The 22,574-nt window shown below is 67.8% G+C and carries 18 protein-coding genes; 6 read left to right on the top strand and 12 right to left on the bottom strand.

What is annotated here, in order from left to right; translation table 11 throughout:
• Nucleotides 1-67: 67 nt before the first annotated feature.
• The 10 genes from E0E18_RS13640 to E0E18_RS13595 all read right to left on the bottom strand — a co-directional run bounded on the left by E0E18_RS13640 (nucleotide 68) and on the right by E0E18_RS13595 (nucleotide 12,981).
• Nucleotides 68-1,027 carry a nucleoside hydrolase gene (locus E0E18_RS13640; RefSeq protein WP_130841850.1) on the bottom strand — a complete coding sequence of 320 codons (960 nt, stop codon included), beginning with the start codon at nucleotides 1,025-1,027 and terminating at the stop codon, nucleotides 68-70.
• Between the two features lie 43 nt (nucleotides 1,028-1,070).
• Nucleotides 1,071-2,450, bottom strand: coding sequence for an amidohydrolase family protein (locus E0E18_RS13635; protein WP_066585040.1), 1,380 nt, complete (start codon nucleotides 2,448-2,450; stop codon nucleotides 1,071-1,073).
• Nucleotides 2,451-2,470: 20 nt separating this feature from the next.
• Nucleotides 2,471-4,177, bottom strand: coding sequence for an ABC transporter permease (locus E0E18_RS13630; protein WP_130841848.1), 1,707 nt, complete (start codon nucleotides 4,175-4,177; stop codon nucleotides 2,471-2,473).
• The gene (locus tag E0E18_RS13625; RefSeq protein ID WP_130841846.1) at nucleotides 4,174-5,001 is read right to left on the bottom strand and encodes an ABC transporter ATP-binding protein; all 828 of its coding nucleotides are present in this window, start codon (nucleotides 4,999-5,001) and stop codon (nucleotides 4,174-4,176) included. Before E0E18_RS13625 ends, E0E18_RS13630 begins: the two co-directional genes overlap by 4 nt.
• Nucleotides 4,994-6,061 (bottom strand): ABC transporter substrate-binding protein, encoded by a 1,068-nt coding sequence (locus tag E0E18_RS13620; protein ID WP_161972315.1) that lies wholly within the window; start codon nucleotides 6,059-6,061, stop codon nucleotides 4,994-4,996. Before E0E18_RS13620 ends, E0E18_RS13625 begins: the two co-directional genes overlap by 8 nt.
• A 303-nt stretch (nucleotides 6,062-6,364) precedes the next feature.
• The gene (locus tag E0E18_RS13615; protein ID WP_110481600.1) at nucleotides 6,365-7,405 is read right to left on the bottom strand and encodes a LacI family DNA-binding transcriptional regulator; all 1,041 of its coding nucleotides are present in this window, start codon (nucleotides 7,403-7,405) and stop codon (nucleotides 6,365-6,367) included.
• 117 nt (nucleotides 7,406-7,522) lie between these two features.
• Nucleotides 7,523-8,893 (bottom strand): M20/M25/M40 family metallo-hydrolase, encoded by a 1,371-nt coding sequence (locus E0E18_RS13610; RefSeq protein WP_130841842.1) that lies wholly within the window; start codon nucleotides 8,891-8,893, stop codon nucleotides 7,523-7,525.
• Nucleotides 8,890-9,840: a MetQ/NlpA family ABC transporter substrate-binding protein gene (locus E0E18_RS13605; RefSeq protein ID WP_130841840.1), complete on the bottom strand. Its 951-nt coding sequence runs from the start codon at nucleotides 9,838-9,840 to the stop codon at nucleotides 8,890-8,892. Before E0E18_RS13605 ends, E0E18_RS13610 begins: the two co-directional genes overlap by 4 nt.
• 39 nt (nucleotides 9,841-9,879) lie before the next feature.
• Nucleotides 9,880-11,187, bottom strand: a complete 1,308-nt coding sequence (locus E0E18_RS13600) for a threonine/serine exporter family protein (RefSeq protein ID WP_066586137.1) — start codon at nucleotides 11,185-11,187, stop codon at nucleotides 9,880-9,882.
• A 141-nt stretch (nucleotides 11,188-11,328) separates the two neighbouring features.
• Nucleotides 11,329-12,981: a helix-turn-helix domain-containing protein gene (locus E0E18_RS13595; RefSeq protein ID WP_110481603.1), complete on the bottom strand. Its 1,653-nt coding sequence runs from the start codon at nucleotides 12,979-12,981 to the stop codon at nucleotides 11,329-11,331.
• Nucleotides 12,982-13,090: 109 nt separating this feature from the next.
• Here E0E18_RS13595 and E0E18_RS13590 point away from each other — a divergent pair, with 109 nt between their 5' ends.
• The 3 genes from E0E18_RS13590 to E0E18_RS13580 are packed head-to-tail and all read left to right on the top strand — an operon-like array spanning nucleotide 13,091 to nucleotide 17,252.
• On the top strand, nucleotides 13,091-14,209 hold the full coding sequence (locus E0E18_RS13590) for an alcohol dehydrogenase catalytic domain-containing protein (protein ID WP_066585018.1): 1,119 nt from the start codon (nucleotides 13,091-13,093) through the stop codon (nucleotides 14,207-14,209).
• An 8-nt stretch (nucleotides 14,210-14,217) separates the two neighbouring features.
• Complete coding sequence (locus tag E0E18_RS13585; RefSeq protein WP_202616780.1) at nucleotides 14,218-15,786, top strand: hypothetical protein; 1,569 nt, start codon at nucleotides 14,218-14,220, stop codon at nucleotides 15,784-15,786.
• Nucleotides 15,783-17,252: an NAD-dependent succinate-semialdehyde dehydrogenase gene (locus tag E0E18_RS13580; RefSeq protein WP_066585013.1), complete on the top strand. Its 1,470-nt coding sequence runs from the start codon at nucleotides 15,783-15,785 to the stop codon at nucleotides 17,250-17,252. The genes E0E18_RS13585 and E0E18_RS13580 overlap by 4 nt, the downstream gene beginning before the upstream one ends.
• A 21-nt stretch (nucleotides 17,253-17,273) precedes the next feature.
• Here the strand turns inward: E0E18_RS13580 and E0E18_RS13575 are convergent, their stop codons facing one another.
• The gene (locus E0E18_RS13575; protein WP_237559841.1) at nucleotides 17,274-18,242 is read right to left on the bottom strand and encodes an SGNH/GDSL hydrolase family protein; all 969 of its coding nucleotides are present in this window, start codon (nucleotides 18,240-18,242) and stop codon (nucleotides 17,274-17,276) included.
• A 43-nt stretch (nucleotides 18,243-18,285) separates the two neighbouring features.
• On the bottom strand, nucleotides 18,286-18,690 hold the full coding sequence (locus E0E18_RS13570; protein WP_227871007.1) for a GNAT family N-acetyltransferase: 405 nt from the start codon (nucleotides 18,688-18,690) through the stop codon (nucleotides 18,286-18,288).
• Between the two features lie 323 nt (nucleotides 18,691-19,013).
• Here E0E18_RS13570 and E0E18_RS13565 point away from each other — a divergent pair, with 323 nt between their 5' ends.
• The 3 genes from E0E18_RS13565 (at nucleotide 19,014) to E0E18_RS13555 (ending at nucleotide 22,566) form a co-directional block, all read left to right on the top strand.
• Nucleotides 19,014-20,150, top strand: coding sequence for a hypothetical protein (locus E0E18_RS13565; protein WP_130841837.1), 1,137 nt, complete (start codon nucleotides 19,014-19,016; stop codon nucleotides 20,148-20,150).
• Between the two features lie 242 nt (nucleotides 20,151-20,392).
• Entirely contained in the window at nucleotides 20,393-22,153 is a 1,761-nt protein-coding gene (locus E0E18_RS13560) for an FAD-binding protein (protein ID WP_130841835.1), read from the top strand.
• Nucleotides 22,150-22,566 carry a 4Fe-4S dicluster domain-containing protein gene (locus E0E18_RS13555; protein WP_130841833.1) on the top strand — a complete coding sequence of 139 codons (417 nt, stop codon included), beginning with the start codon at nucleotides 22,150-22,152 and terminating at the stop codon, nucleotides 22,564-22,566. The genes E0E18_RS13560 and E0E18_RS13555 overlap by 4 nt, the downstream gene beginning before the upstream one ends.
• The last annotated feature ends 8 nt before the right edge of the window (nucleotides 22,567-22,574 follow it).

The raw sequence follows: 22,574 nt of genomic DNA, 5'->3' as shown, positions 1-22,574 counted from the left end.
ACCCGTCCAGCACCGTCGGACCGGACACATAAGATCCTGCGATGGGTGGAGCCGGTCCCACGCCTGCTCACACCCTGTCGAGCATCTCCACCAGCAGGTCGGCGTACCCGGGGGCGGTGTCCTGCACCACCCGCACCGTCGCCCCCTCGACATCGCCCCGGACACGGCGTTGACTGCGCAGGTCGCAGACCGTCTGGCCACGGCACGGGCCCCGGGTGCAGTCAACCTCCACCGGCACCCGCGGCGCTGTGACGGTCCGGTGTTCGCCGAGCATCACCGCCGCCGCCAGCGGATCATGCAGTGCCGCGGCACGGCGACCCAGCACCACCCGTTCATAGAAGTCGAGGTAGGTGTCGAGCATCTGCCCGCAGGCCCGGGCGAAGGCTGATCCGGAGGCGCACAGCCGGAGCCGTCGGCTTTCGTCGAGGGTCTGCTGCATCGTCGCGTCCAGGGGAACCAGGGTCAGCGGCCAGGACGCCGTGACCGTGATCTGCGCGGCCTCCGGATCGTGGACGATGTTCGCCTCCGCGACGGCGGTGGCGTTGCCGGGCACCAGTGCCGCACCACCCATCACCGTCACACCCGCCACCCTGGTGACCAGTGAGGGATCCCGCTGCAGGGCCAGTGCCAGGTTGGTCAGCGGTCCGACCGCCAGGATCTGCAGTTCCCGGGGGTGGCGGTGGGACAGGCGAAGCAGCATGTCCGCGGCGTCCTCCACCACCGGCCCGCAGGCAGGCCGTGGAAGGGAACCGCGCAGACCTCCGATCCCGTCTGTCCCGTGGACCGCGACCGCGCCGCCGGCGAAGTCCCCGACCAACGGTGACGCCGCACCGACGGCGACCGGGACATCGGACCTACCTGCCAGGGTGAGCAGGCGCAGAGTGTTCTCCGCCGCGCCTGCGGCGTCGGTGTTGCCGTGGACGGTACCGATGCCGACGAGGTCGGCCCGTGAGGACGCCAGCAGGTGACCGAGGGCAAGAGCGTCATCGACTCCGGTGTCGCAGTCCAGGTACACGGGCACGGTCACAGGGGTTCCTTTCGGGCGGTGTTCTTCTCAGGCGATGTTCTTCTCAGGCGATGTTCTTCGCCAGTTCCTTCTGTCGTGCGGCGGCTTTCATCCGGATCTCCCCGGTGTCGACGGTGACCACCTCACCGTCCTTGACCACGGTGGCACCGTCGACCAGCACCCGGTCGACATCCCTGCCCGAGGCGCACTCGAACAGGAACGCCTCCGGTGAACTGTAGGCCCAGGCGTCCGGACTGTCGGTGCGTAACAGTACGACGTCGGCCCGCTTGCCGCTCTCCAGGGTGCCGGTGTAGCTGTCTGCGGCCATCGCCCGGGCACCTCCGAGCACCCCCATGCGCAACGGCTCCTCCAGGCCGATCCCGTCACGGTTGTGGACGGTCATCCCCTCGACATGCTCCTGTCCCACCCTGGCTATGGCGGCGACCCGGAAGAGGTCGAGGGTTCCGGCGTTGGCGACCCCGTCGGTTCCCAGGCCGATGTTCACCCCACGCCGCCACATGCGTACCGCCGGCGGGGTTCCTATGGCGTAGTTGCCTTTCGCGCAGTGGCAGGCGGAGACGCCGTGGACCACATACTTCGTGATGTCCTCGTCGCCGGCGAGGATCGAGTGGGCACCGTGCAGGGTGTCGTCGAAAACTCCGAGATCGAGGAGGTAGTCGACCGGCCTCTTCCCGAAGTTCTCCAGGGCGTAGTCGATCTCGTAGGTTCCCTCCACCAGATGTGTGTGGACCTTCACCCCGTGGCTCCTGGCCTCCCTGTGGATGCCCTGCACCAGTTCCGGGGTGCAGGTGATGATCTGGCGCAGTGACATGCAGGCGGTGACGCGGGTCGACCCGTCCGGATCCTTCGGCCACCGTTCGACAAGCTCGACATTGCGCTGCAGCGCCTCGTCGGTGGTCATCGTCATGGAACCGGGAATCCGGTTCCCCCCGTCCATGGTCGACAGGGAGACCGCCCCGCGGATCCCGGTGGTGACCGCGGCCTCCGCCATCTGGTCGGGGTGCGGTCCCCCTGCCTCGAAGAATGAGGTTGTGCCGCTGGTGAGCATGGCACTGTAGGCGAGTTCGCCGGACAGGCGGACGTCGTCGGGGGTGAGCCCGTTCTCGAAGGGGACGAGGTACTCCTGCCAGGTCGGTGAGCGCAACGGCCGAGTCATCCCGAGGGTGGGCAGCAGTCCGCGCATGAGGGTCTGGGCGGTATGGAGGTGCGCGTCCGTCAGCCCCGGCATCGCGATCCTGCCGGAGGCGAAGATCCGTTCGGCGGGACTGTACCTCCCCCTCAGATCGGAAGTCGTCCCCACCTCGACGATCTTTCCTCCGTGCACGGCCAGTGCGCCGTCCGGGATGACCGTTCCCCTGTCGTCGAAGGTGACGACATAGGCGTTCTGGATGAGTGTGTCGATCTCCTGTGGTTGCTGAATCATTGTCTTCCTTCTGTTACCAGTTACCGGGCGCCGAGTCGGCGCATGAGGATTCGGTCGATGACTCCGAGAACACCGCTGAGGATGAGAGCCACGGCCGCGAGAAGAATGCCTGCGGTCCACAGCAGGCTGTAGTCGGCATTCGTGGCAGCCAGGGTGAGCATGTATCCCAGTCCGTTTCCGGTGGACAGCCACTCGGCCAGGGTGGCGCCGGCGAGAGCACCGGGAACCGCGACCTTTGCCGCGGTGACCATCGCCGGGACCGCGTAGACGGACTTCACCCTGAGGATCGCCTGCCAGGTGCTGCCGCCCGAGACCTTGACGACGTCCACGGCACCCGAGGGTGTCGCCTGCAGTCCCTGCAGGACGGTGACGAGCGTGGGGAAGAATGTCACGAGTGTGACGATGATCGTCACGCCCACCAGTCCCCGTCCGAACAGGACGACCATCAGGGGTATCAGGGCAGCGACAGGAACTGAACGGAGTATGACCGCCAGGGGCATGACCGCTGTCCGGACACGGGGAAACGCGTCCAGGGCGACGGCCGCAGCCACCGCGACGACGAAGCCGACGATGAAGCCGATCCCGGCGTCGACGAGTGTCTGCCCCAGAGCACGGCCGAACTCCGACCAGAACGCTGACGCGGGGGCCCCGGTCATCGGGTGGCCGGAGGTCATCATCTGCCACACATCGGCGGGACTCTTGGTGAAGAACGCCTCGAAACCGAAGACGCTGCGCAGCGACTGCCAGCCGCCCAGCAGCACCGCCGCCGTGATGACGGCTGTGGCAGCCATGGTGCGGCCGGACTGCCTGTAGTCGTCCGCGCCCGCCATGGCCGTACCGACGGTCGATTCGCCGGCCGCCCACGGGACCAGCAGTTTTCCTGCCAGGGCAACAACGGCGTAGCCGAGGGTGGCGACGAGCCCCACCACCACGGCGACAGCCCAGGTGCGGTTGATCTCGAAACTCTGCTGGGCATTGACCAGCACCACCCCGAGTCCCCGGTGGGCTCCGAAGAATTCGCTGATCAACGAGCCGAGGACTGAGGCAGGTACGGCGATCTGGAGAGCAGAGACGAATGCCGGCGCCGCAGACGCGATTCTCACACGCAGCAGGGACTGCCAGGCACCGCCGCCGGCCACGTGGACGACGTCGAGGGCACTGCGGTCCGCCTGCCGCAAACCGAAGAGAATGCCGACCAGGGCCGGATAGTAGACCTGCAGGGCCGTGATGACGACCCGGCCGGTGTCATTGGACAGGGAGACCACGAGGATCGGGGCGATCGCCACGGTGGGCACGACATGGATCACCACGGCCACCCGCATGATCACCGACTCCGCCGGGCGGACCAGCAGGCCGAGGACCGCCAACGGGATGACGGCACCGACACCCAGGACAAGTCCTTTGGCTGCGGTGGTCAGGGTGACTTCGCCGTTGTCTGTCAGCAGGGTGGCGTCACCGATGATCTGTGAGACCAGTTCCCAGGGGTAGGGCACCAACCGGGAGGACCGGAGGACGGTGGCCAGGAGGAGCCAGAGGACAAGTACCCCTGCCAGGACCACCAGCCCCGATGCTGCGGCAGCGCGGTACCGCCGGACCCGTGGGAGGATCCGGGTGCCGGAGCGGAGGGGACCGGAACCGTCGATGTCCGGGGGAGTCTCTGACCCGGCGCCGGCCGTACTGCGCAACGGTGTGGTTGACGGTGTGGTTGAGGTACCGGTTGTGCTCATGATGACGTTCCTGTGAGGGGTGCAGAGTCCTGCCCGACCGGTCCGGCCGGTCGGGCAGCGAACAACTGCTCGCTGAGCAGATCCTGGTAGGCGTGGAACTCCGGGGTGCGCTGCATGTCCGGGTGACGGGGCCGGGGCAGGTCGATGTCGATCTCCCGGACGAGGCGTCCCGGGTGGGCGGCGAGCACGAGCACGCGGTCGCTGAGGAACACCGCCTCCTCCAGGGAGTGGGTGACCAGCAGGGTGGTTGTCGGACGCTCCGACCAGATCCGCTGCAGCTCGACCTTCATGTGTTCGCGGGTCATGTCGTCGAGGGCGCCGAAAGGCTCGTCGAGAAGCAGGACCTCAGGTTCCAGGACAAGTGCCCTGGCGATCGCGACGCGCTGGCGCATGCCGCCGGACAGTTGGGCGGGGCGGGCCTTCTCGAACCCCGTCAATCCGGTGAGGGAGATCAGGTCCGTGATCGCCCTGCGGTCCACCGGCCTGCCGGCGACCTGGAGGGGCAGGGCGATGTTCGCCTCGACGGAGCGCCAGGGAAGGAGTGCGGAGTCCTGGAAGGCGACCCCGATCCTGTGTGAGGAGCGGACCTCCTGCGGGTTCCGTCCGAAGATGCTCACGCTTCCCGAACTGGGTTCGTCGAGGTCCGCGAACTGCCGGAGCAGAGTGGACTTGCCGCACCCGGAGGGACCGATCAGTGAGGTGAAGGAGCCTTCGTCGGTGGAGAAGGTGACGTCCTCGAGCGCACGGACCCGGCTCCTGCCGGAGCCGAACCATCTGCTGACGTGGTCCGCACTCAGCCCCACCGCGGTGCGGGTGTCATTCATCGCCGAAGGCCTCCCTGCTCGCGGCCACGTCGTAGAGCTGCGAGGCGGTCCCTTTGATCCCGGTCTTGTCGAAGAACTCCTGCTGGGATGCCACGCCGGCGTCGTCGATTTCGGCGATGTGCGTGGTCCGGTTGTTCGCCGAGGTTGCGAGGTCCGCCCAGATCTTCGCCCCTTCCTTCTGGGATTCAATGCTCAGCCCGAGGTCTCTGGCATAGGCGTCGTAGACCACGGTCGCCGCGTCGTCCGGGTCGGCCACCGCGGTCTCCAGTCCCTTCTCGATGGCGCGGGCCATCGCCAGCACTTTCTGCCGCTGGGCGTCATCGGCCAGGTCGGAGCTGCGGACTGTCAGTGCTCCGGACCACCGGTTGAACCCGTAGTCCGCCAGGGGGATCTCCTTGGTGACGACTCCCTGCTGACGCAGGACGACCGGCTGGTTGGCTGCCACGGCAGACATGGCGTCCACCTCTCCCGACACCAGGGACGCCGGGTCTGCGCCGGTGTCAACCATGTCGATCTTTGACAGGTCGACGCCCTCTGAGGTGAAGAAGGGCTCGTAGACCCGGTGGTCGGTCTTCGAGATGCCGAACTTCTTTCCCTCGAGGTCCTTGGGGGTGTTGATGCCGGATCCGTCGGTCGTGAGAATGACGGAGGGGGATTTCTGGTAGACGGCTCCGACGGCCACCAGCGGGGCACCGTTGGCCACCGCATTGGCCAGCGACTCGCTGGTGAGAATGGCCATGTCGGCGTTTCCGGAGACGACCTGGGCATCGGCGGCGACTTCGGGGCCGCCGGGAAGGATCTCGACGTCCAGCCCCTCGTCGCGGAAGTAGCCCTTCTGCTCCGCGACGATGGCGGCCATGTTCTCGACGTTCGGGGTCCAGCCGAACTGGAGGGCGACTTGGGTCGGATTGTCGGCGTCCGGGGCGCCCTCATCATCTCCGCCGGAGCAGGACGCCAGGGCCACCGCGGTGGTCAGACCGAGGACGCCGGCGAGGATGCGGCGTCCGGGGCTCCGGGACAGGAATCTGCGGGCTGGTGTGGTGAGAGTTGTGTTCGTCACGGTGATCCTCCGGATCCGTCAGCGGGTGTTCCTACAGTTGGTGCAGCGGTCATTCACCGGATCGTGTCCTGGTGACCGTTCATTGATCGCTAAATCGATTTAGCACCTTTGAGGACGCCACTGTCCACTCCGGTCCGGAACTTTTTACAGCAGGGAAATCAGAGGTGACCCCGGCGACACGATCCGCCCCCGCCGGCACGCCTCCGGCCCGGACCACGAAACATCCCCGACATATGCGCCCCGGTCACCGCCTGTCCCGCCTGCCCCGTCTGTCCTGTCAGACCTCCGGCCGACCGTCCCCCGTCACGCGCCGGGGTTCAGCTCCCCCGTCGATTCCCGGGGTACCAGCCGGGGAGGACGGACCTCCATGTAGCCCCGGTGCCCGTCAGACGATTCCCCACATCTGACGACCATCGTCGCCGCAGCGTCCGCAAGCGCAGAAAAATCGAGTTCCAGGGAGGTGAGCGGCGGCTCGGCGTTCTGTGACCGCGGCCCGTTGAAGTTGGTGCACACCAGCAGATCCTCCGGAACACGGCGTCCCGCCTCACGGGCCGCCCGAAGCACCCCCACCGCGACCGCGTCCGTGGGTGCGTAGACCGCGTCAACCTCACGGTCAGACCGGAAGAGCTCCCGGCCCACCCTGAGGCCTCCGGACTCCCCCTCCCCCACCGGGGCATCCAGGACAACCAGCCCGACACCGTCCGGCAGCAGCGGCTCCCGCACACACCGTCCGACATACTGCCGGACACTGCTCGACACCGAGTTCTCCTCCGACGAGACCACGACAGCGATCTTCCGTGCGCCACGGTCCACCAGGTGACCCAGGGCCACGTCCGCACCGGAAGCACCCCGGGACACCACCCCGTCAACCTCCAGATCGGGCACCTCCCCCACCGTGACCACGACAACCCCCCTGGAACGCAGTGCCTCACACACCGGGTCCACCCGGAGCGGATCGACGACAACCACCCCGTCGACATCGATGTCGTCGAGCACCCGCTGACGGTCATCGGCGTCCAGAGGAGGGATCAGCAGCATCGAGTACCCCTGTTCCAGCAGACGCCGGGACAGTGGGAGAGCCAGTTCCAGAAGGAAGCTGAGGTGGGAGTCACCGCCGACCACGGCGTCCGGGAGAGTTGTCATCAGCGCCACAGAATGGGACCGCCCCCCACGAAGACGCCGGGCACGCACATTAGGACGGTAGTTCAGGCTGGCGGCAACCCGGCGTACCCGCTCCCGGGTCTCCTCGCTCACCCTGCCCTTGCCGTTGAGCGCCAGGGACACTGTCCCCTTCGACACGCCGGCAGCCTCGGCGACGTCAGCAATGGTGGGCGGTCTCTTCACCCCGTCGATGCTAGCGCGCGCACCCCGTGATCACGTGACGCAGTCCACTCAGGGGGTAGCGGGGAGACGACCCCTCCACGACATCGCCGACGGTCCCGGCACTGCCGGGTGCCCCGGCTACCCCACGAACCTGTGGACCAACGACCGGTACGCCTCCAGGGTGAGCCGGAGATCATCCAGGAAAAGGTGCTCGTCATGGGCATGGAGCTGGGCATTGACGTCGGCGAGACTGCGGGACCTGGTGTTGAGGGCGAAACCGTAGCCCACCCCGCCCAACCTCCGGGCGAACCTCAGGTCGGTGCCCCCTGCCGAGAGAACCGGCACAACCGTGGCGTCCGGGAAGAATTCCCCCACCGTCTCCCCGATCGCCCGGTACAACGCGGAGTCGACGGGACTGACCTCCGCAGGCTCGCAGATCAGGCGCTCGAACCTGACCTCGTCGGCCAGGTCACCGAGAGCACGCCGCAGCTCGGCGTCCACGTCATCGTCGGTCTGCCCGGGCAGGGTACGGATGTCCAGTTCCAGGTAGGCGGAACTGGGCAGCACATTGATCGCCCCACCCGCCGAGAGCACCGTCGGAGCGACCGTGAGATGTGACACGGCGTGGGCGTAGCGGGCCAGCTCGCCGAAAGCACGGTAGTCGTCCTCCTCCGGGGAGGTGAGAAGGGCAGCCTCAATCTCCGGGGAGAACCGGAACGCGCTCACGAACCCCGACCACAGCGGGTCCCGGGAAACCTCCGGGGTGAACTCGACGATCCGTCGCGCCACCTCCGCGATCTTCGCCACGGCCAGTTCCCTGCCCCAGGGCTGGGAACCGTGCCCCGGTTCAGCTGTGACATGCAGCCGGCGCTGCGCCGCTCCCTTCTCCCCCACGGTCACCACCACCGCATCTGTGCCGTCGGACACCGGAAGATGGGAACCACCTGTCTCGGACACACAGTTCCGCCAGTCCAGGGCGTCAGGATGTTCCTGTGCCAGCCATTTCGCGCCGAGCCCGCCCCTGGCCTCCTCGTCGGCGACCCCGACGAAGGTCAGCGTGCCGCGGGGAGGACGCCCGGACACCGCCTCCCTGGCGACCTCCCTGGTCACCGCGGCCATCGGGGCGGTGAGACCGAGCATGTCGACGGTGCCCCGGCCGTAGATCCGGGCGTCCTCCCCGGTTCCCTCGGTCACGGCACCGAAAGGGTCACGGGTCCAGTGCTCCGCGTCGACAGGAACCACGTCGGTGTGACCGAGGAAGGTCAGGGGGTCGGCGTCCGGATCGTGTCCGCGGACGGTGATGATGATGCTGGTGCGGCCGGGGCGGGGTTCAAGCCTCTGCACGGTCACGGCCCCGGAGTCGCGTCCGGCGGCGATCTCGGCGGCGAAGAAGTCCTCCAGGGCGTCGGCGTTGCGGACCTCCCCACCGGAGTCAGGGGTGAGGTCATTGACGCAGGCGTTGCGCACCAGGGTCCGGAGCAGACCCAGAGTCTCGTCGAACAGGGTCATGCGGCGTCACCGGACGCCACAGTCGACGTCGTCTCCCCTGCCTGACCGGACTGCCCCGCGGCAGCGCCCTCCCGCTCCGGCACGAACCAGTAGTTGTCCGCATTGTGCCCGGCCATGTACTCGGCGAAACGGTCGGAGTTGTACGCGGCGACACCCGCCTTCGCCCAGTCCGAACCCCCCTTGCCCGATGTCGTCACCGCCACAAGAATCAGCGCCGGCAGGAGTTGCTCCTGCAGAACCTGCAGCTTCGGATCCGTACCGGCGGCATAGGACCGCGCACCGGGGATGACCGCCCAGTCGACGTCGTCGAGACTGCGGGGGATGATCGACGAATCCACCGTACTGATCTTCAGGTTGTGCGGATTCTCGGCGATATCTGAGGCGGTGATCTTCGTGTCATCCGTCCCCGGCTTCAGGGTCAGCCACCCCGCCTGCACCAGAATGCGGTAGGCCCGGGAAGTGTTGGAGGTGTCGTCCGGGATGGAGACCGTCTGACCGTCGGCGACCTGGTCGACGGACGTGTGCCGGGAGGAGAACAGCCCTGCCGGCACAGTGGGGATCTTCGTCAGGGCAGCCAGGTCAGCACCCGAATCACTGTTGAACGCCTCCATGTATGCGGTGTGCTGGTCGACATTGAGGTCCGCGCTGCCCTCCTGCAGGGCTATGTCCGCCTGCTGCAGTTCACTGAAGTCCTGGAACTCCACGGTGTAGCCCTCGTCCTCGAGGATCGGCGCCACCCCGTCACGGAACAGTTCGGTGTACGGCCCCGGAGACGCCGCAACCCGTACGGTGTGCCCGTCGGTACCGCCGTTCTGGTCATCCGCGCAGGCCGTGGCTCCGGCGAGAAGCCCCGCGGTGAGCAGTGCCGCGGTGACGACCCGGCCCCTGTGACGGTGTCCGGTGCGGTGTGTGCGGTTGCGGTGGAGCGGAAAAAGCGGTGTGGACATGGTGTGCCTTCCTCGGGGAACGTCTTGCAGTTTCCCAGACTAGACCACTCTGTCTGTACCGGTTCCCTCCGGGGTTGCTCCACCCCCACCCTGATCACCCTGACGCGGAAACGCGATATGGCGACCGAAGGTCCATGCCCTGTCCGTGAGCATCCGGGCGACCACCAGCCCGGCGCCGATCGCCACGATGATGAGACTGGCGGTGGCGGCCGTACCGAGGGCACTGTCGATGTCCCCGCTGTTGAGGTAGTACACGGTCCGGTAGATCAACGGGCCGGGAACCATGATCACTGAAGCGGGGACGGTCAAGGTGATCCGGGGCAGGCGTGTCGGTCCGGTCAGCACCGCACCGAGGAGGCCGACAACCAGCGCCCCCAGAAAAGCCGCGAGATGGGCCTGCATACCGGCGTCCACGAAAACCAGCCGGAGGACATTGCCTACGGTACCGATCAACGCCGCGACCAGCGCCATACGGCGGGAGGAGTTGAACAGTACGGCGAAACCTCCGATACCTGCCGCCGTGGCCACCGCCGCGGCGAGGTACCACACCGGATCCGGCACGGCAGGGTCCGGCGGCAGAGGCTGGAGTCCGGTGACCAGCGACACGACCGCCACCGACATCGTGGCGGTGAAGATCACCGTGGTCGCGTAGGCCAGACGGGACAGGCCGGCCGTGAGGTCGAAACGGCTCAGGTCCAGCAGGGAGGAGAACAGCGGGAAGCCCGGTATGAGGAAGAGGACGGAGGCCACGTAACCGATGGTGAAGTCCGGTGACCCGATGGCCCCCACCGCGATGAGCAGTTTCGACACCGCCAGGTAGACCAGGCACGCGGTCACGGCGGCGATGGCGGTGGTGCCGAGCTGGTTGAGCCGGTGCCGGGCACAGTAGTGCCGCGCCGTCTGACCGACCGCGGCCGCCAGCGCCACCAGCACGCACTCCGCCGGCGCGTAGTGGTTCAGCACCGCAAATCCGGCGCAGGCCAGGCCGGCGGCGAGCGCCTGGACCCACACCGGCCACCTTTTGCCGACCAGCTGCTCCACCCGGTCGAGTTCGGTGTTGAGTTCCGCGGCGGTGAGGTGGCCGTCCAGGGTGCGGCTCAGGTTCTCCAGAGCCTCGATGCGCGAGGCGTCCACCGCAGGGTTGTCGTGGTTGACGACGACGGTGCGGAAACGCCCGGCGCGGTGGAAGGTGCAGGTGATGTCGTTGACCGAGACCACGGCGTCCACCCGGTCGAATCCGAGTGCACGGGCGGCGCGTTTCATCGCCCGGATGACCCGGTATCCGCCGGTGCCTGCTGCCATGAGCATGGCTCCGAGGCGCAGGACGGCGTCCGCCTCCTCCCCCATCTTCCGTTGGTCCTCGACCATGTCCAGCAGGGCACGCGTGTGCGGGTCAGGGGTGTGCGGGTCAGGGGTGTTCTCGGGGGTATCCGCCATGGGGCACAATCTACTGCCGCGGTGGGCACGGCGGGCGGTGAGGGTCCGGGCTCAGCTACGGGGGTCGCGTGACAGGGCGTGGACCCGCAGGGCGAGCTGGAGGTCGAGCTTGCGCGGCATCCGGTTCCAGTCCTCACCGAGCAGCTCGGCGATGCGTTCGAGGCGTTGGCGGACGGTGTTGCGGTGTACCCCGAGCAGGGTCGCTGTCCTGGCGACACTGCCGTCGGCGGCGAAGTACACGTCGGCAGTGTGCAGGAGGTCACCGCGGTGGGCGGCGTCATGCTCCACCAGGGGGGTGAGATCGGCGACGAGGGAGGGGGGGAGTTCGCCCCGCGCAGCGAGGTGGAACACCGCGGCGAGAATGCCGAGCCCGGAACCGTCGGACAGTCCGTCCCGGTCCAGGTGGACCTGGGAGGACAGGGCCAGCTGAGCTCTGCGGTGTGCGGCGGCCAGGCCGTCGGGTCCCGCAGGGGCCCCGTCGACCCAGCTGAATCCGCCGCGCAGACGCCAGCCCCGGTGGGCGAACAGCACGGACAGTCCCTCGACCCAGCGGCCGTCACCGCTGATCACGCAGATGTGCCCGTCGTGGGGTGCGACGAGGACCGGGGAGGTGGAGGAGGCTGACAGGGCACGTACCACCCTGTCGACCACCGGTTCGGGTGTCTCCAGTGCGATCACGCACCACCGGTCGGTGTGGTGCAGCCACCACTCCTCCATCACTGTGCGCACTCCGTCGGCGTCGAGCTTTCCGCTGACGAGTGCGGTGACGGCTTCTGTCCCGTCGCGCAGCTCCACGGCCTCCCTGGCCCGGGTGAGCATCATCCACAGCGCCACGTGGAGGCTGACGCGTTCGAGCATGGTCTGTTCCGCCTCCCCCAGTGCACGGTCGGTGAGCAGCTGGCCGAACTGCTGTCCGGCGGCGGTGACGGTGAGGAATGTTCCGGAGGAACGCTCCGGGGCGGGACCGTCGGTGGAGGACGCCACGGCGCGTTGCCCTGACGGATCCGTGAGCCACAGGTCACAACCCAGCGCCTGTGCCCCGATGGCCAGAAGGGAGGACGCCGTGAGTTCGGAGGCGACCGCCTCGACGAGCCGGCGGTCCAGGTCGAGCCCGCGGGAGAGCTCGGCGATGTCGGATTCACTGCGGCGTTGTTCACCGCCTGACTGTTCGACCAGGGCCATGAGCTGTTCGTGCCGTTGTGCGTTGTCGATCGCCACAGCGGACTGTTCTGCGAGGGACTCGAGCTGCCTGACGTCGGCGTCGGTGAAATCCCGACGGGTCCGGTAGGCGATGAGAAGTGCTCCGATGACACGTCCTGCGACCGACAGCGGGGCTCCGAGGAGTGCCCGGACCCCCTCCCCCCGGACGATCTCGTCGATCTGCCCCATGTGGTGGAGTTTCTCGTCCACGACATAGTCGGAGGTCCAGTACGGGGCGTGTCCGATGGCGACCCGCCCCAAGACGCCGGTGCCGAGGGGCTGCCGGATGCTGGCGTACTCCCCGGTCCGCACTCCGTCCGTCTTGCGTATGACTGTCTCGTTGCTGTCGAAGTTGGTGAAGCTGACGTAGGCCATGTCCGCCTTCATGAGCCCTCGTGTGTGCCTCACGACCAGTTGAAGTGTGGTTTCAGTGTCCCGTAGCTCTGTCAGCTTTGTCGCCGACTGGAGCCTGAGCAGAAGCCACTCCTCCGATATGTCACCCATGCACTGATATTGACAGAACGGTGGACAATCTGCCACTTCCGATAGAAGGAAGGTGATCCTACTGTGATTCAGCGTACAAAAATCCGTCAACGTCAGAGAGGCGACAACCATGAAGATCACCGGAGCAGTGCTCGAGGAGATCGGACGACAGCGGCCCTACGCCGAGACCACCCCGATCACCGTGAGCGAGCTCGACCTCACCGCACCAGGACCCACGGAGGTCCTCGTCCGCGTCGAGGCGGCAGGGCTGTGCCACTCCGACCTCTCGGTCGTCGACGGCAACCGGCCCCGCCCGGTTCCCATGCTGCTGGGCCACGAGGCCGCAGGACTTGTCGTGGAAACCGGCTCCGAGGTCACCGACCTCACCGAAGGAGAGCGGGTCACGATGGCCTTCCTCCCCCGCTGCGGTGAGTGCGACGGGTGCCGGACCGACGGTCGTCTTCCCTGCGAGCGGGGCACGGCGTCCAACACCGCCGGAACCCTGCTCCACGGCACCCGTCACCTCACCCGCGACGGAGAGACCGTCCAGCACCACCTCGGAGTCTCCGGCTTCGCCACCTACGCCGTCGTCGACCGTGCCTCCCTGGTCAAGATCGGCAACGACGTCCCGCCGGCCATCGCCGCCGTGCTCGGGTGTGCGGTCCTCACCGGCGGTGGGGCCCTGCTCAACGCCGTGCAGCGCCAGCCCGGCGAATCCGTCATGATCGTGGGACTCGGCGGAGTCGGTATCTCCGCGCTCATCTCCGCGGTCGCGGAATCCGCCGACGGGCAGGGCGGCGACGTCATCGCCGTCGACGCACTCCCCGAGAAGCTGGAGCTCGCCCGGTCGCTCGGCGCGACCGCAGCCTACACGCCGGCCGAGGTCGCCGAGAAGGGCATCCGCACCACCCACACCCTGGAGTGCGCCGGACACCCCAGGGCCTTCGAGACCGCCTTCGCCGCGACCCGCCCGGGAGGGAGGACCGTCACCGTCGGCCTGCCGCACCCGGACGCCAAGGCCGAGATCGCCCCCGCCGTCGTGACCGGCGAGGCGCGCACCATCATCGGCAGCTACCTGGGCTCCGCCGTCCCCCAGCGCGACATCCCGAAGTTCGCCGACTGGTGGCGCTCCGGCAAGCTCCCCATCGAGAAGCTCATCTCCCGGACCATCCGGCTCGACCAGATCAACGAGGCCATGGACGAACTCGCTGACGGCAGGGCCGTCCGCCAGGTCATCCTCTTCGATTAAGGACCCCGATGTCACGTAACTTCGCAAGGCCCTGGAAGGTCGGGCCCTTCTCCGTCAACCTTCCCGGTGTCCACTACCGCTTCGAGTGGCAGGACTACACCCAGGGTCTCATCATGTGCGCTGTCGACCTCAGCGCCATCCCGCTGATGACCGAACTGCTCGGCATGCCTTTCGAGGCAGCCCTGTCGATCGTCGTCCTCAACGGACTGCTCTACCTGCTCCACCATCTGCTCGGCGACCCCGTCGTCCCCGGCTGGATCACCCCGGCGATCCCCCTGCTGATGCTCTACCTGCAGGACTACGACATGGACGACCGTGTCCACGCGCTCGTGGCCTTCCAGATAGTGCTGGGCGTGTTCTGTCTGTTCCTCGGTGCCACCGGACTGGCCGCGAAGGTGGTCCGGGTCGTACCGAACGCGATGCGTGCCGGCATCGTCGTCGGAGCCGGACTTGCGGCGATCCAGGGACTGTTCACGGAAGGCGGCAGGTTCGAGCAGTTCCCGTGGGCCATCACCATCTGTGTCGGTTTCGCGTTCTTCCTGCTGTACTCGAAAATGTTCCAGCGCTGGCAGCTGCACTACCGGTGGGCCCGGTTCGTGGGCAACCTGGGAATTCTCCCGGCGATGCTGTCCGCGGTGATCGTCGCCCCCCTGTTCGGTGAGGCGTCCTGGCCCAGCATCGAATGGGGCTTCAGCACCCCCGACTTCGCCACCCTGTACAGCGAGTACACCGTCTTCGGTGTGGGCTTCCCGCCCGCCTCCATGTTCCTCACCGCCGTTCCGACCGCCCTGGCGACCTACATCGTCGTCTTCGGCGAGGTGATCCAGGCCCGGGCCATCCTCGACGAGGCCAATGAGGTGCGCACCGACCGGAAGATCGAGTACAGCGAGAACCGCTCGCACCTCATCGTCGGTTTCCGCAACACCTTCATGAGCATCTTCGGTCCGGACACCGCCATGTGCGGCCCGTTGTGGGCGGCGATGACCGTGACCACCGTCGAGAGGTACAAGAAGGGCCGGAAGTCGATGCAGTCGATCTTCAGCGGTGTCGGATCCTTCCGCTGGGGGACGAACACCGGACTGTGGCTGCTGCCGATCGTCTCGCTCATGCAGCCGGTCCTCGGTGTCGCCCTCGCACTGACCCTGCTCATCCAGGGCTTCGTGTCCATCCGGGTCGGTCTTCTCGAGGCCAGGTCCCGCACCGAGCTGGGGATCGCCGGTGTGATCGCCGCGGTCCTCGCCACCAAGGGTGCCAGCTGGGGATTCGTCGCCGGCATCCTGCTGTGCCTCATATTCTTCGCCCGGGATTTCTTCCGCGGCGAGAACGACGGTGTTTTCACCGAGGCACCGGCCGGCAAAGCGTCCCCGGAGGACACGATCGGGTGGGCGGAGAAGGACGGTTTCGACGCCCCCGGTGTCTCCCCCGTCGCCGCCGCTGCGCCTACTGTTGAGGCCGGGAAGCAGACCGTCCAGGTCCACTCCACGACCCCGAACTCCGCGACATCGGACTCCGGTGGTCCGGAAAGTTCACAGAGTTCCATCTATCCCACAGATTTCACAGATAAGGACAAGCAATGACAGACATCTCCGCCGTCCTCGCCAAGGTCCCCACCGGCCTGCTCATCAACGGCCGGTGGCGTGACTCCTCCGACGGCGCGACCTTCGACGTCGAGAACCCCGCCACCGAGGAGAAGCTCGCCACCCTCGCCTCCGCCACAGGTGAGGACGCCGTGGCCGCCCTCGACGCCGCGGTCGCCGCCCAGGAGGAGTGGGCACGGACCTCCCCGAGGTTCCGCTCCGAGATCCTGCGCAGGGCCTTCGAACTGGTCACCGAGCGTGCCGAGACTTTCGCCACGCTGATGACCCTGGAGATGGGCAAGCCCCTGGCGGAGGCCCGGGGCGAGGTGACCTACGGTGCGGAGTACCTCCGCTGGTTCGCCGAGGAGACTGTCCGCCACTACGGACGCCACACCGTGGTTCCGGAGGGCACCCTGCAGATGACCACCCGCCACAAGCCGGTCGGCCCCTGCCTGCTGATCACCCCCTGGAACTTCCCGCTGGCGATGGCGACCCGCAAGGTCGCCCCCGCCGTCGCCGCAGGCTGCACCATGGTCCTCAAGCCGGCGAAGCTCACCCCCCTGACTGCGCAGTACTTCGCCCAGACCATGCTGGACGCCGGCCTGCCCGCAGGTGTCCTCAACATCGTGTCCTCGAAGTCCGCCTCCGGGATCTCCACCCCGCTCATGGCGGACCACCGGCTGCGCAAGGTCTCCTTCACCGGTTCGACCGCCGTCGGTGTCACCCTGCTGAAGGCTGCCGCCGACAATGTGCTGCGGACCTCCATGGAGCTCGGCGGCAATGCCCCGGTCATCGTCTTCGACGACGCCGACATCGACGTCGCTGTCGAGGGTGCCCTGGCCGCGAAGATGCGCAACGGTGGAGAGGCCTGCACCGCCGGCAACCGTATCCTCGTGCAGGAGGGCATCGCGGAGGAGTTCACCGCGAAGTTCGCGGAGAAGATCGCCGCCCTGAAGATCGGCAACGGTCTCGACGACGGTGTGAACGTGGGACCGATGGTCGAGGCCAAGGCCGTGGCCAACCTCGAGTCTCTCGTCACCGACGCCGTGGACAGGGGTGGCCGGGCCATCGTGGGCGGCACTCCGGTCGAGGGCGCGGGGCACTTCTTCGCCCCGACGGTCATTGTCGACGCCCCGAAGGACGCCCGCGTCTTCCGCGAGGAGATCTTCGGTCCGATCGCCCCGGTGTTCACCTTCAGTGACGAGGCCGAGGCGATCGCCCTGGGCAATGACACCGAGTACGGTCTGGCGTCCTACGTGTTCACCGGCGACGCCGCCCGGATGTACCGCATGGCGGACGGCCTCGAGTTCGGTCTCATGGGATACAACTCCGGTGTCATCTCCAATGCGGCCGCACCGTTCGGCGGTGTCAAGCAGTCCGGTCTGGGCCGCGAGGGCGCTGCCGAGGGCATCGAGGAGTACTCGACCGTCCAGTACATCGGTCAGCGCGACCCCTACGCCGTCTGACCGAAATGACCGGGCCGGGCGTTACCCGCCCGGCCTCCGCCCCCACAGATCCCTGACCCGGGCCGTGACCTGCTCTGCGAGCAGCTCATTGGTCCTCGTGGTCAGATGGACTCCCCCGGCGAAGATGTAGCTCTGGTCGGCGTGGGGTGCGACCAGTGAACCGCTGTCGCAGGAGGACGCCCCGGGTACCGCGCAGGCGTCGACGCTTCCGCCGTGGGCGAAACCGTGGGCCCCCGGTGCACCGACGAACCCGTCGACGAGGGCCCGGGTGTCGAAGACCCCCACCCTCGGATCACCCGGGAACTGTTCCTCCAGCCCGTGCAGCAGTCTGTCGTTGTAGGCGGAGACCAGCGCCCTGACTTTCTCCTGCCCGGCAGTGCCGGCACCACCGAACAGCGGCGTGTAGGCGAGGTCGAACACCGTGAACACGAGGACGTGTTCCGCCCCCGCCCCGAGAATTCGGGAGACCTGTCCGACTTCGGCGTCCGCTGCGGCGGAAACGGCCGCGTCGGCAGCGGCGGTGTCCACCCCGGCGGTGTTTCCCGCAGTGTTTCCGGCGAGGACGTCATTTGTGCCGATGAACAGGGTGACCAGCTGGTCCGGGGAGAATGACCTGTGCTCCGACAGGTACCGGTCAAGCTGCCCGGCGACCGGGAGGGGGCCTCCGTCAGTGGACGCGGTGACCCGGGCACCGCCCTCGGCGTAGTTGGGTCCACCGTCGACCGCCGGCGCGGTGGACAGCCCCAGGTCCCGGGCCAGGATCTGGGACCACACCAGTCCCGGCATTGTCGTGAACCGGGTACCGGAGGTGCCGGCGTCGGTGAGACTGTCGCCGAAGAAGACTGCGTCAGAGACGACATCCGCGATGCTTCCCACCTCTGACTGTGCACCGGCCCCGTCAGAGACCACCGCGCCACCGGTCCCGGAATCCTGGGACCGGTCCGCCGGCCCGCAGGAGGTGACGGTGGCGGCGGCCAGTCCGGCGGCCACCAGTCCGGCCCACCACCGGTCTGCCCACCACCGGTCGGCCCTGCTACGCCTGGTCAGCGACCCAGTCCTCGACCTCGTCGGTCACCGGTGCGACGGGACCGTCCCAGTTGTTCTTTCTGATCCATCCGGCGACATAGGAGCAGACCGGCACCACCCGGAGTCCCCGGTCCCGGGCCTCATCGAGGGCTCTGGAGACGAGGACACCGGCAAGTCCCCTGCCGCCGAATTCTTCACCGACCACTGTGTGGTGGAACACTCTTTCGGCGACTCCGTCGGCACCGGTGCGGTCGAGGAAGTGCGCCCGGCCGACGGGTTCACTGTCACCGGGGAAGAACAGACCGTAGGTCTCGCCGTCAGGAAGCAGGCGAACCTCGACCGGGGCCCCGGTACGGTCGGTGAGCTGTCCGTTCCCGGAACCCGTGCCGTCGCTGCTGTTCATCTCGCTCATGGTGGCGTCCTCATCCTGTTCTGTGCTGTCGGTCCCTGCCTGACCGGATGCATTCCTCAAAGAACACTCACTGTCACTGTAGTCCGTGCGCGTACCGGCCGGGCACCCGTTCCCACGATCATGGAACGGTCACTCCACAAAACCCCTTCTGCCGCGGTCTCCGCAACCCCCGGGCACCACCACGCCCCCGCAGCCTCCCCCACGAGATCTCCGGTCCCGATGCTAAGTGCCTGCAACTGCGGAAGCGGACTCACCGGACGTACGGGGTAAGAATCATCTGACAGTGCAGTACGTAATCATCTGACTACATCTGGAGTTCCCCGATGGCCTGGACACCCCACGATCTCCCCCACCTCGTCAGCCGCTTCGGAGCGGCCACCGCAGCACGCACCCGTCTCATGCAGCAGGCGTTCACCACCGGACATGCGGGCAGGACGCTTACCCTCCCACCACCGTCGTTCCACCAGGCGGGGGTGAGAGAGTCGATGATCACGGGGCTCGTCACCGGCTGCCCCCTGTACTGGATGGACGCCGAGGTCTGCGCACTTCTGCGCACCACCGCCCCCGGACTACCGGCATGGTCACCCGAGGAGCTGCTACCGGCGCCCCACGGCATCATCGCCTTCGAGAATGAGGTTGTGACCTACCCGGATCCGGACGGAGGCAGGGTCCGCGAACTCACCGTCGACGCCGTCGGCTGGCAGATCCACGACGGGCAGGTCACCGTCCACGCACTGTCACTGCGTCGCGGCGCCCGGACCCCGCATGACGCGGCACTCTACGACTCTCTCGCCGGAGCCCTGCGCAGGTACGCCCCGCATGTCACCGTGCCACCCGAACAGGAACTGTCGTCACCACTCACCGACGTCCTCAACTTCACCGTCGGAGTACCGGACACCGTCAACGCCGACGGCTCCGTGTCCGTCCCACCCGGGAGCCTGGGCTGGTCACGGAAGTCCACGGGACCGGAGGCCCTGGAGGCCCTGGAGGCCACCGCCCTGACCGTGCACTGCGACCTTCACGCCCGCCTGCTCCGCGTCCTCGGCGCCACCTGGGCGCTGCTGCGGCAGAGGGACGTCCTGGCCCCCGGAGAGCCGGTCCACACCCACGTCCGCGTCCCGGTCGGCACCTCCGCAGCAGAACCGGCAGAACGTGCAGAACGTGCGATGCAGACAGAGTCCCGCCACCGACCCCGCCGGTCCGCCACCACCCGGCAGCAGGTCCAGGTCAGGGTCTACAGGCTTTCCCCGTCGCTGCGGGAGTACTCCGGGGGTCCCGGTCACGGCCCTGCCGTGCGACGGTGGTGGGTACGCGGCCACTGGCGTCGGCAACCCTGGGGACGCAGGCAGAGCCGCCGGAAACTCGTGTACATCCTTCCCCACACCGCCGGAGCACGGGGAGTACAGGTCGACGGCGACGGGCCGGACGACAGGCCGTCAGTCACCGTGGTGAAGTTGTGACCGGAAAAATCCCGAAACCCCCCGGACTGTTCCATGACCCGACTGGTCACCGACCTCTACGGGTGGGGCACCGACCTGTTCGGCATGCAGACGGTCAGCTGGCTGGAGGCGCAGCTGGACGAGCGGTGACCTCCTCCCCGTTCTTCCCGGTGGGGTGACAGCGTCACCTGGGGAGCACTTTCATTCGCACAGAATCGTTCATTTCATCACCGCAGACAGCTCTGTCTACAGTGAGCATCCTTATGAACGCACGTTCTCCACGGTCCCCGGTCACCCGGGCACCGTCCCCCACAGTTGTCCGCGACGACGCGGACCATCTCGAGATCATCACCGGAGTGCTCGTCATCGGCGGCGGACCCGCAGCCACCTGGGCGGCACTCAACGCCGCACGCACCTCCGCCGGCGAAGGCCTGGGCGTCACCCTCGTCGACAAGGGATACTGCGGTGCGAGCGGGGTCGCGGCGACGTCAGGGGTAGGTCACTGGCTGACTCCCCCCGGTTCTCCGCTGCGGGACGAGACCTTCCGGATCAAGAACGCCACCGGCGGTGGACAGTCTGACCGTGTCTGGGTGGACGCCGTGCTCGACGAGACCTGGGCACAGATCAGCACCCTCCCCGCGATGGGCTGGGACCGGGTGGACCGGAACCGGCGCCAACCGAGCCTCGACCTCACCACGGACAACCCCTCCGGGGCACCCTACTTCCGGGGCCCCGCACCCGACTACCTGCGATTTCTCCGTGGTCAGGTGAAGAAGGCCGGCGTGACGGTCCTCGACCACAGCCCCGCGGTGGAACTGCTCGTCACCGACAACCGTGACGCCGTGGTCGGCGCCAGGGGCCTGCAGGTCCGCGCCGGCAGGAACTGGACCGTGCACGCCCACGCGGTGGTGCTCGCCACCGGTGGAACGACATGGCGCAGCCACTCCCTCGGCGGTGACACGAACACCGGGGACGGTCAGCTCATGGCCGCCGAGGCGGGCGCCGACCTGGCGGCGATGGAGTACTCGAACTTCCAGGGCATGGTGCCCTTCGGTACCTCGATGGACAAGAACGGCTACTTCATCAAGGCGGAGTACTGGACCGGGGACGGCACCCCGATCCACTACGATGACCTGCACTATTCGCGGGTCCCCCTGCTCGAGCACAGCGTGAAGGGCACCGTCTACGCCAGGTTCTCCCAGTTCGCCCCCGCACAGCGTGCGACCGCGCGGGAGAACATGCCGAATTTCTTCGCGGTCGTCGACAAGCTCGGGATCAACCCTTTCACCGAGCGTTTCCCCATCGACTGGGTTCACGAGGGCACGGTCCGGGGCACCGGCGGTGTCCGCGTCGACGACACCACCTGTGCGGTGGGTCTCCCCGGTCTCTATGCTGCCGGGGATGTGGCCGCCCGGGACCGTATCACCGGCGCCGCCACCGGGGCCGGCGGCCCGAACCTCTCCTGGGCCGTGGCCTCGGGGTCCTGGGCGGGCACACACGCCGCCAGGTTCGCCGCCTCGCGGTCCGGTTCCCCGCTGACCGGCCGGCCGGGCACGGCGTCCTCCGCGAGTTCACCCCGCGGGATCCGCCGGCACGCGGCCGGTCTCGGCAGTATCGCCACCACGTCCGTCGGACACGATGACGGCAGGACGCCGGACTGGCGCGAACTCACCGGGAGAATCCGGGCCCAGATGCTGCCCCTGACCAACGCTGTCTTCCGCTCCGAGGACCGTCTGGCGTCCATGCTCGGGGAACTGGACCGTGTCTGGGACCTGCTGCGGGACGCCTCGCCGCGGTCCCCCGTCGACGAGTACCGGCTACGGGAGGTGGCGGGAATGGCCGCGATGGGCCGTTGGGCGACCCTGTCCGCCCTGGAGCGGCGGGAGTCCCGGGCCATGCACTTCCGGGTCGACCATCCGCAGACCGACCCGGAGGCGACCTACAGACTGCTGGTCTCAGGGGTGCACCGGCCCCGGGTCCACCGACAGCCGTCCGGTAAGACCAGGGTGGGGGTGCCGGCATGATCGAAGTCATCGACCCGGACCGCTGCACCAGCTGCGGCCTGTGCGCCCAGATCTGTCCGATGAACGTGTTCACCCTCCGCCCGGACGGATTCCCGGTCATCGCGGACAAGGACCAGTGCCAGACCTGCTTCCAGTGCGAGGCCTACTGCCCCGCGGACGCCATGTTCGTCGACCCTTCGCGCACCGCTGACCGGCTGGTTCCCGGCGACGGAGGGGAGGATGACCTGGAACACCTGCGCAGTGAGGGTTTCCTCGGCCTGCACCGCAGGGCCGTCGGTTGGAGCCGCGCCTCCGGCGGACCGCCCCGGCAGGGCCGGGGCACCGGCACCACGTCACGTTCGCCGTCACGTTCGGCGTCACAGGCGACCGCACGCTCCACCGCCGGCCCCTCCACACACACGACTGCACTCTGACGAGAGAA

The sequence above is a fragment of the Corynebacterium neomassiliense genome (assembly GCF_900626215.1).
Taxonomy (GTDB): Bacteria; Actinomycetota; Actinomycetes; order Mycobacteriales; family Mycobacteriaceae; genus Corynebacterium; species Corynebacterium neomassiliense.
Note: the sequence above shows the minus strand (reverse complement) of the source record. Positions and strands in the feature narration are given on the sequence as shown.

Coding starts and splice junctions, on each gene's coding strand:
- E0E18_RS13590 (WP_066585018.1), top strand. CDS start 13,091: ATGAAGATCACCGGAGCAGTGCTCGAGGAGATCGGACGACAGCGGCCC.
- E0E18_RS13570 (WP_227871007.1), bottom strand. CDS start 18,690: ATGAGCGAGATGAACAGCAGCGACGGCACGGGTTCCGGGAACGGACAG.
- E0E18_RS13585 (WP_202616780.1), top strand. CDS start 14,218: ATGTCACGTAACTTCGCAAGGCCCTGGAAGGTCGGGCCCTTCTCCGTC.
- E0E18_RS13595 (WP_110481603.1), bottom strand. CDS start 12,981: ATGGGTGACATATCGGAGGAGTGGCTTCTGCTCAGGCTCCAGTCGGCG.
- E0E18_RS13610 (WP_130841842.1), bottom strand. CDS start 8,893: ATGACCCTGTTCGACGAGACTCTGGGTCTGCTCCGGACCCTGGTGCGC.
- E0E18_RS13635 (WP_066585040.1), bottom strand. CDS start 2,450: ATGATTCAGCAACCACAGGAGATCGACACACTCATCCAGAACGCCTAT.
- E0E18_RS13625 (WP_130841846.1), bottom strand. CDS start 5,001: ATGAATGACACCCGCACCGCGGTGGGGCTGAGTGCGGACCACGTCAGC.
- E0E18_RS13630 (WP_130841848.1), bottom strand. CDS start 4,177: ATGAGCACAACCGGTACCTCAACCACACCGTCAACCACACCGTTGCGC.
- E0E18_RS13600 (WP_066586137.1), bottom strand. CDS start 11,187: ATGGGGGAGGAGGCGGACGCCGTCCTGCGCCTCGGAGCCATGCTCATG.
- E0E18_RS13555 (WP_130841833.1), top strand. CDS start 22,150: ATGATCGAAGTCATCGACCCGGACCGCTGCACCAGCTGCGGCCTGTGC.
- E0E18_RS13560 (WP_130841835.1), top strand. CDS start 20,393: ATGAACGCACGTTCTCCACGGTCCCCGGTCACCCGGGCACCGTCCCCC.
- E0E18_RS13605 (WP_130841840.1), bottom strand. CDS start 9,840: ATGTCCACACCGCTTTTTCCGCTCCACCGCAACCGCACACACCGCACC.
- E0E18_RS13565 (WP_130841837.1), top strand. CDS start 19,014: ATGGCCTGGACACCCCACGATCTCCCCCACCTCGTCAGCCGCTTCGGA.
- E0E18_RS13580 (WP_066585013.1), top strand. CDS start 15,783: ATGACAGACATCTCCGCCGTCCTCGCCAAGGTCCCCACCGGCCTGCTC.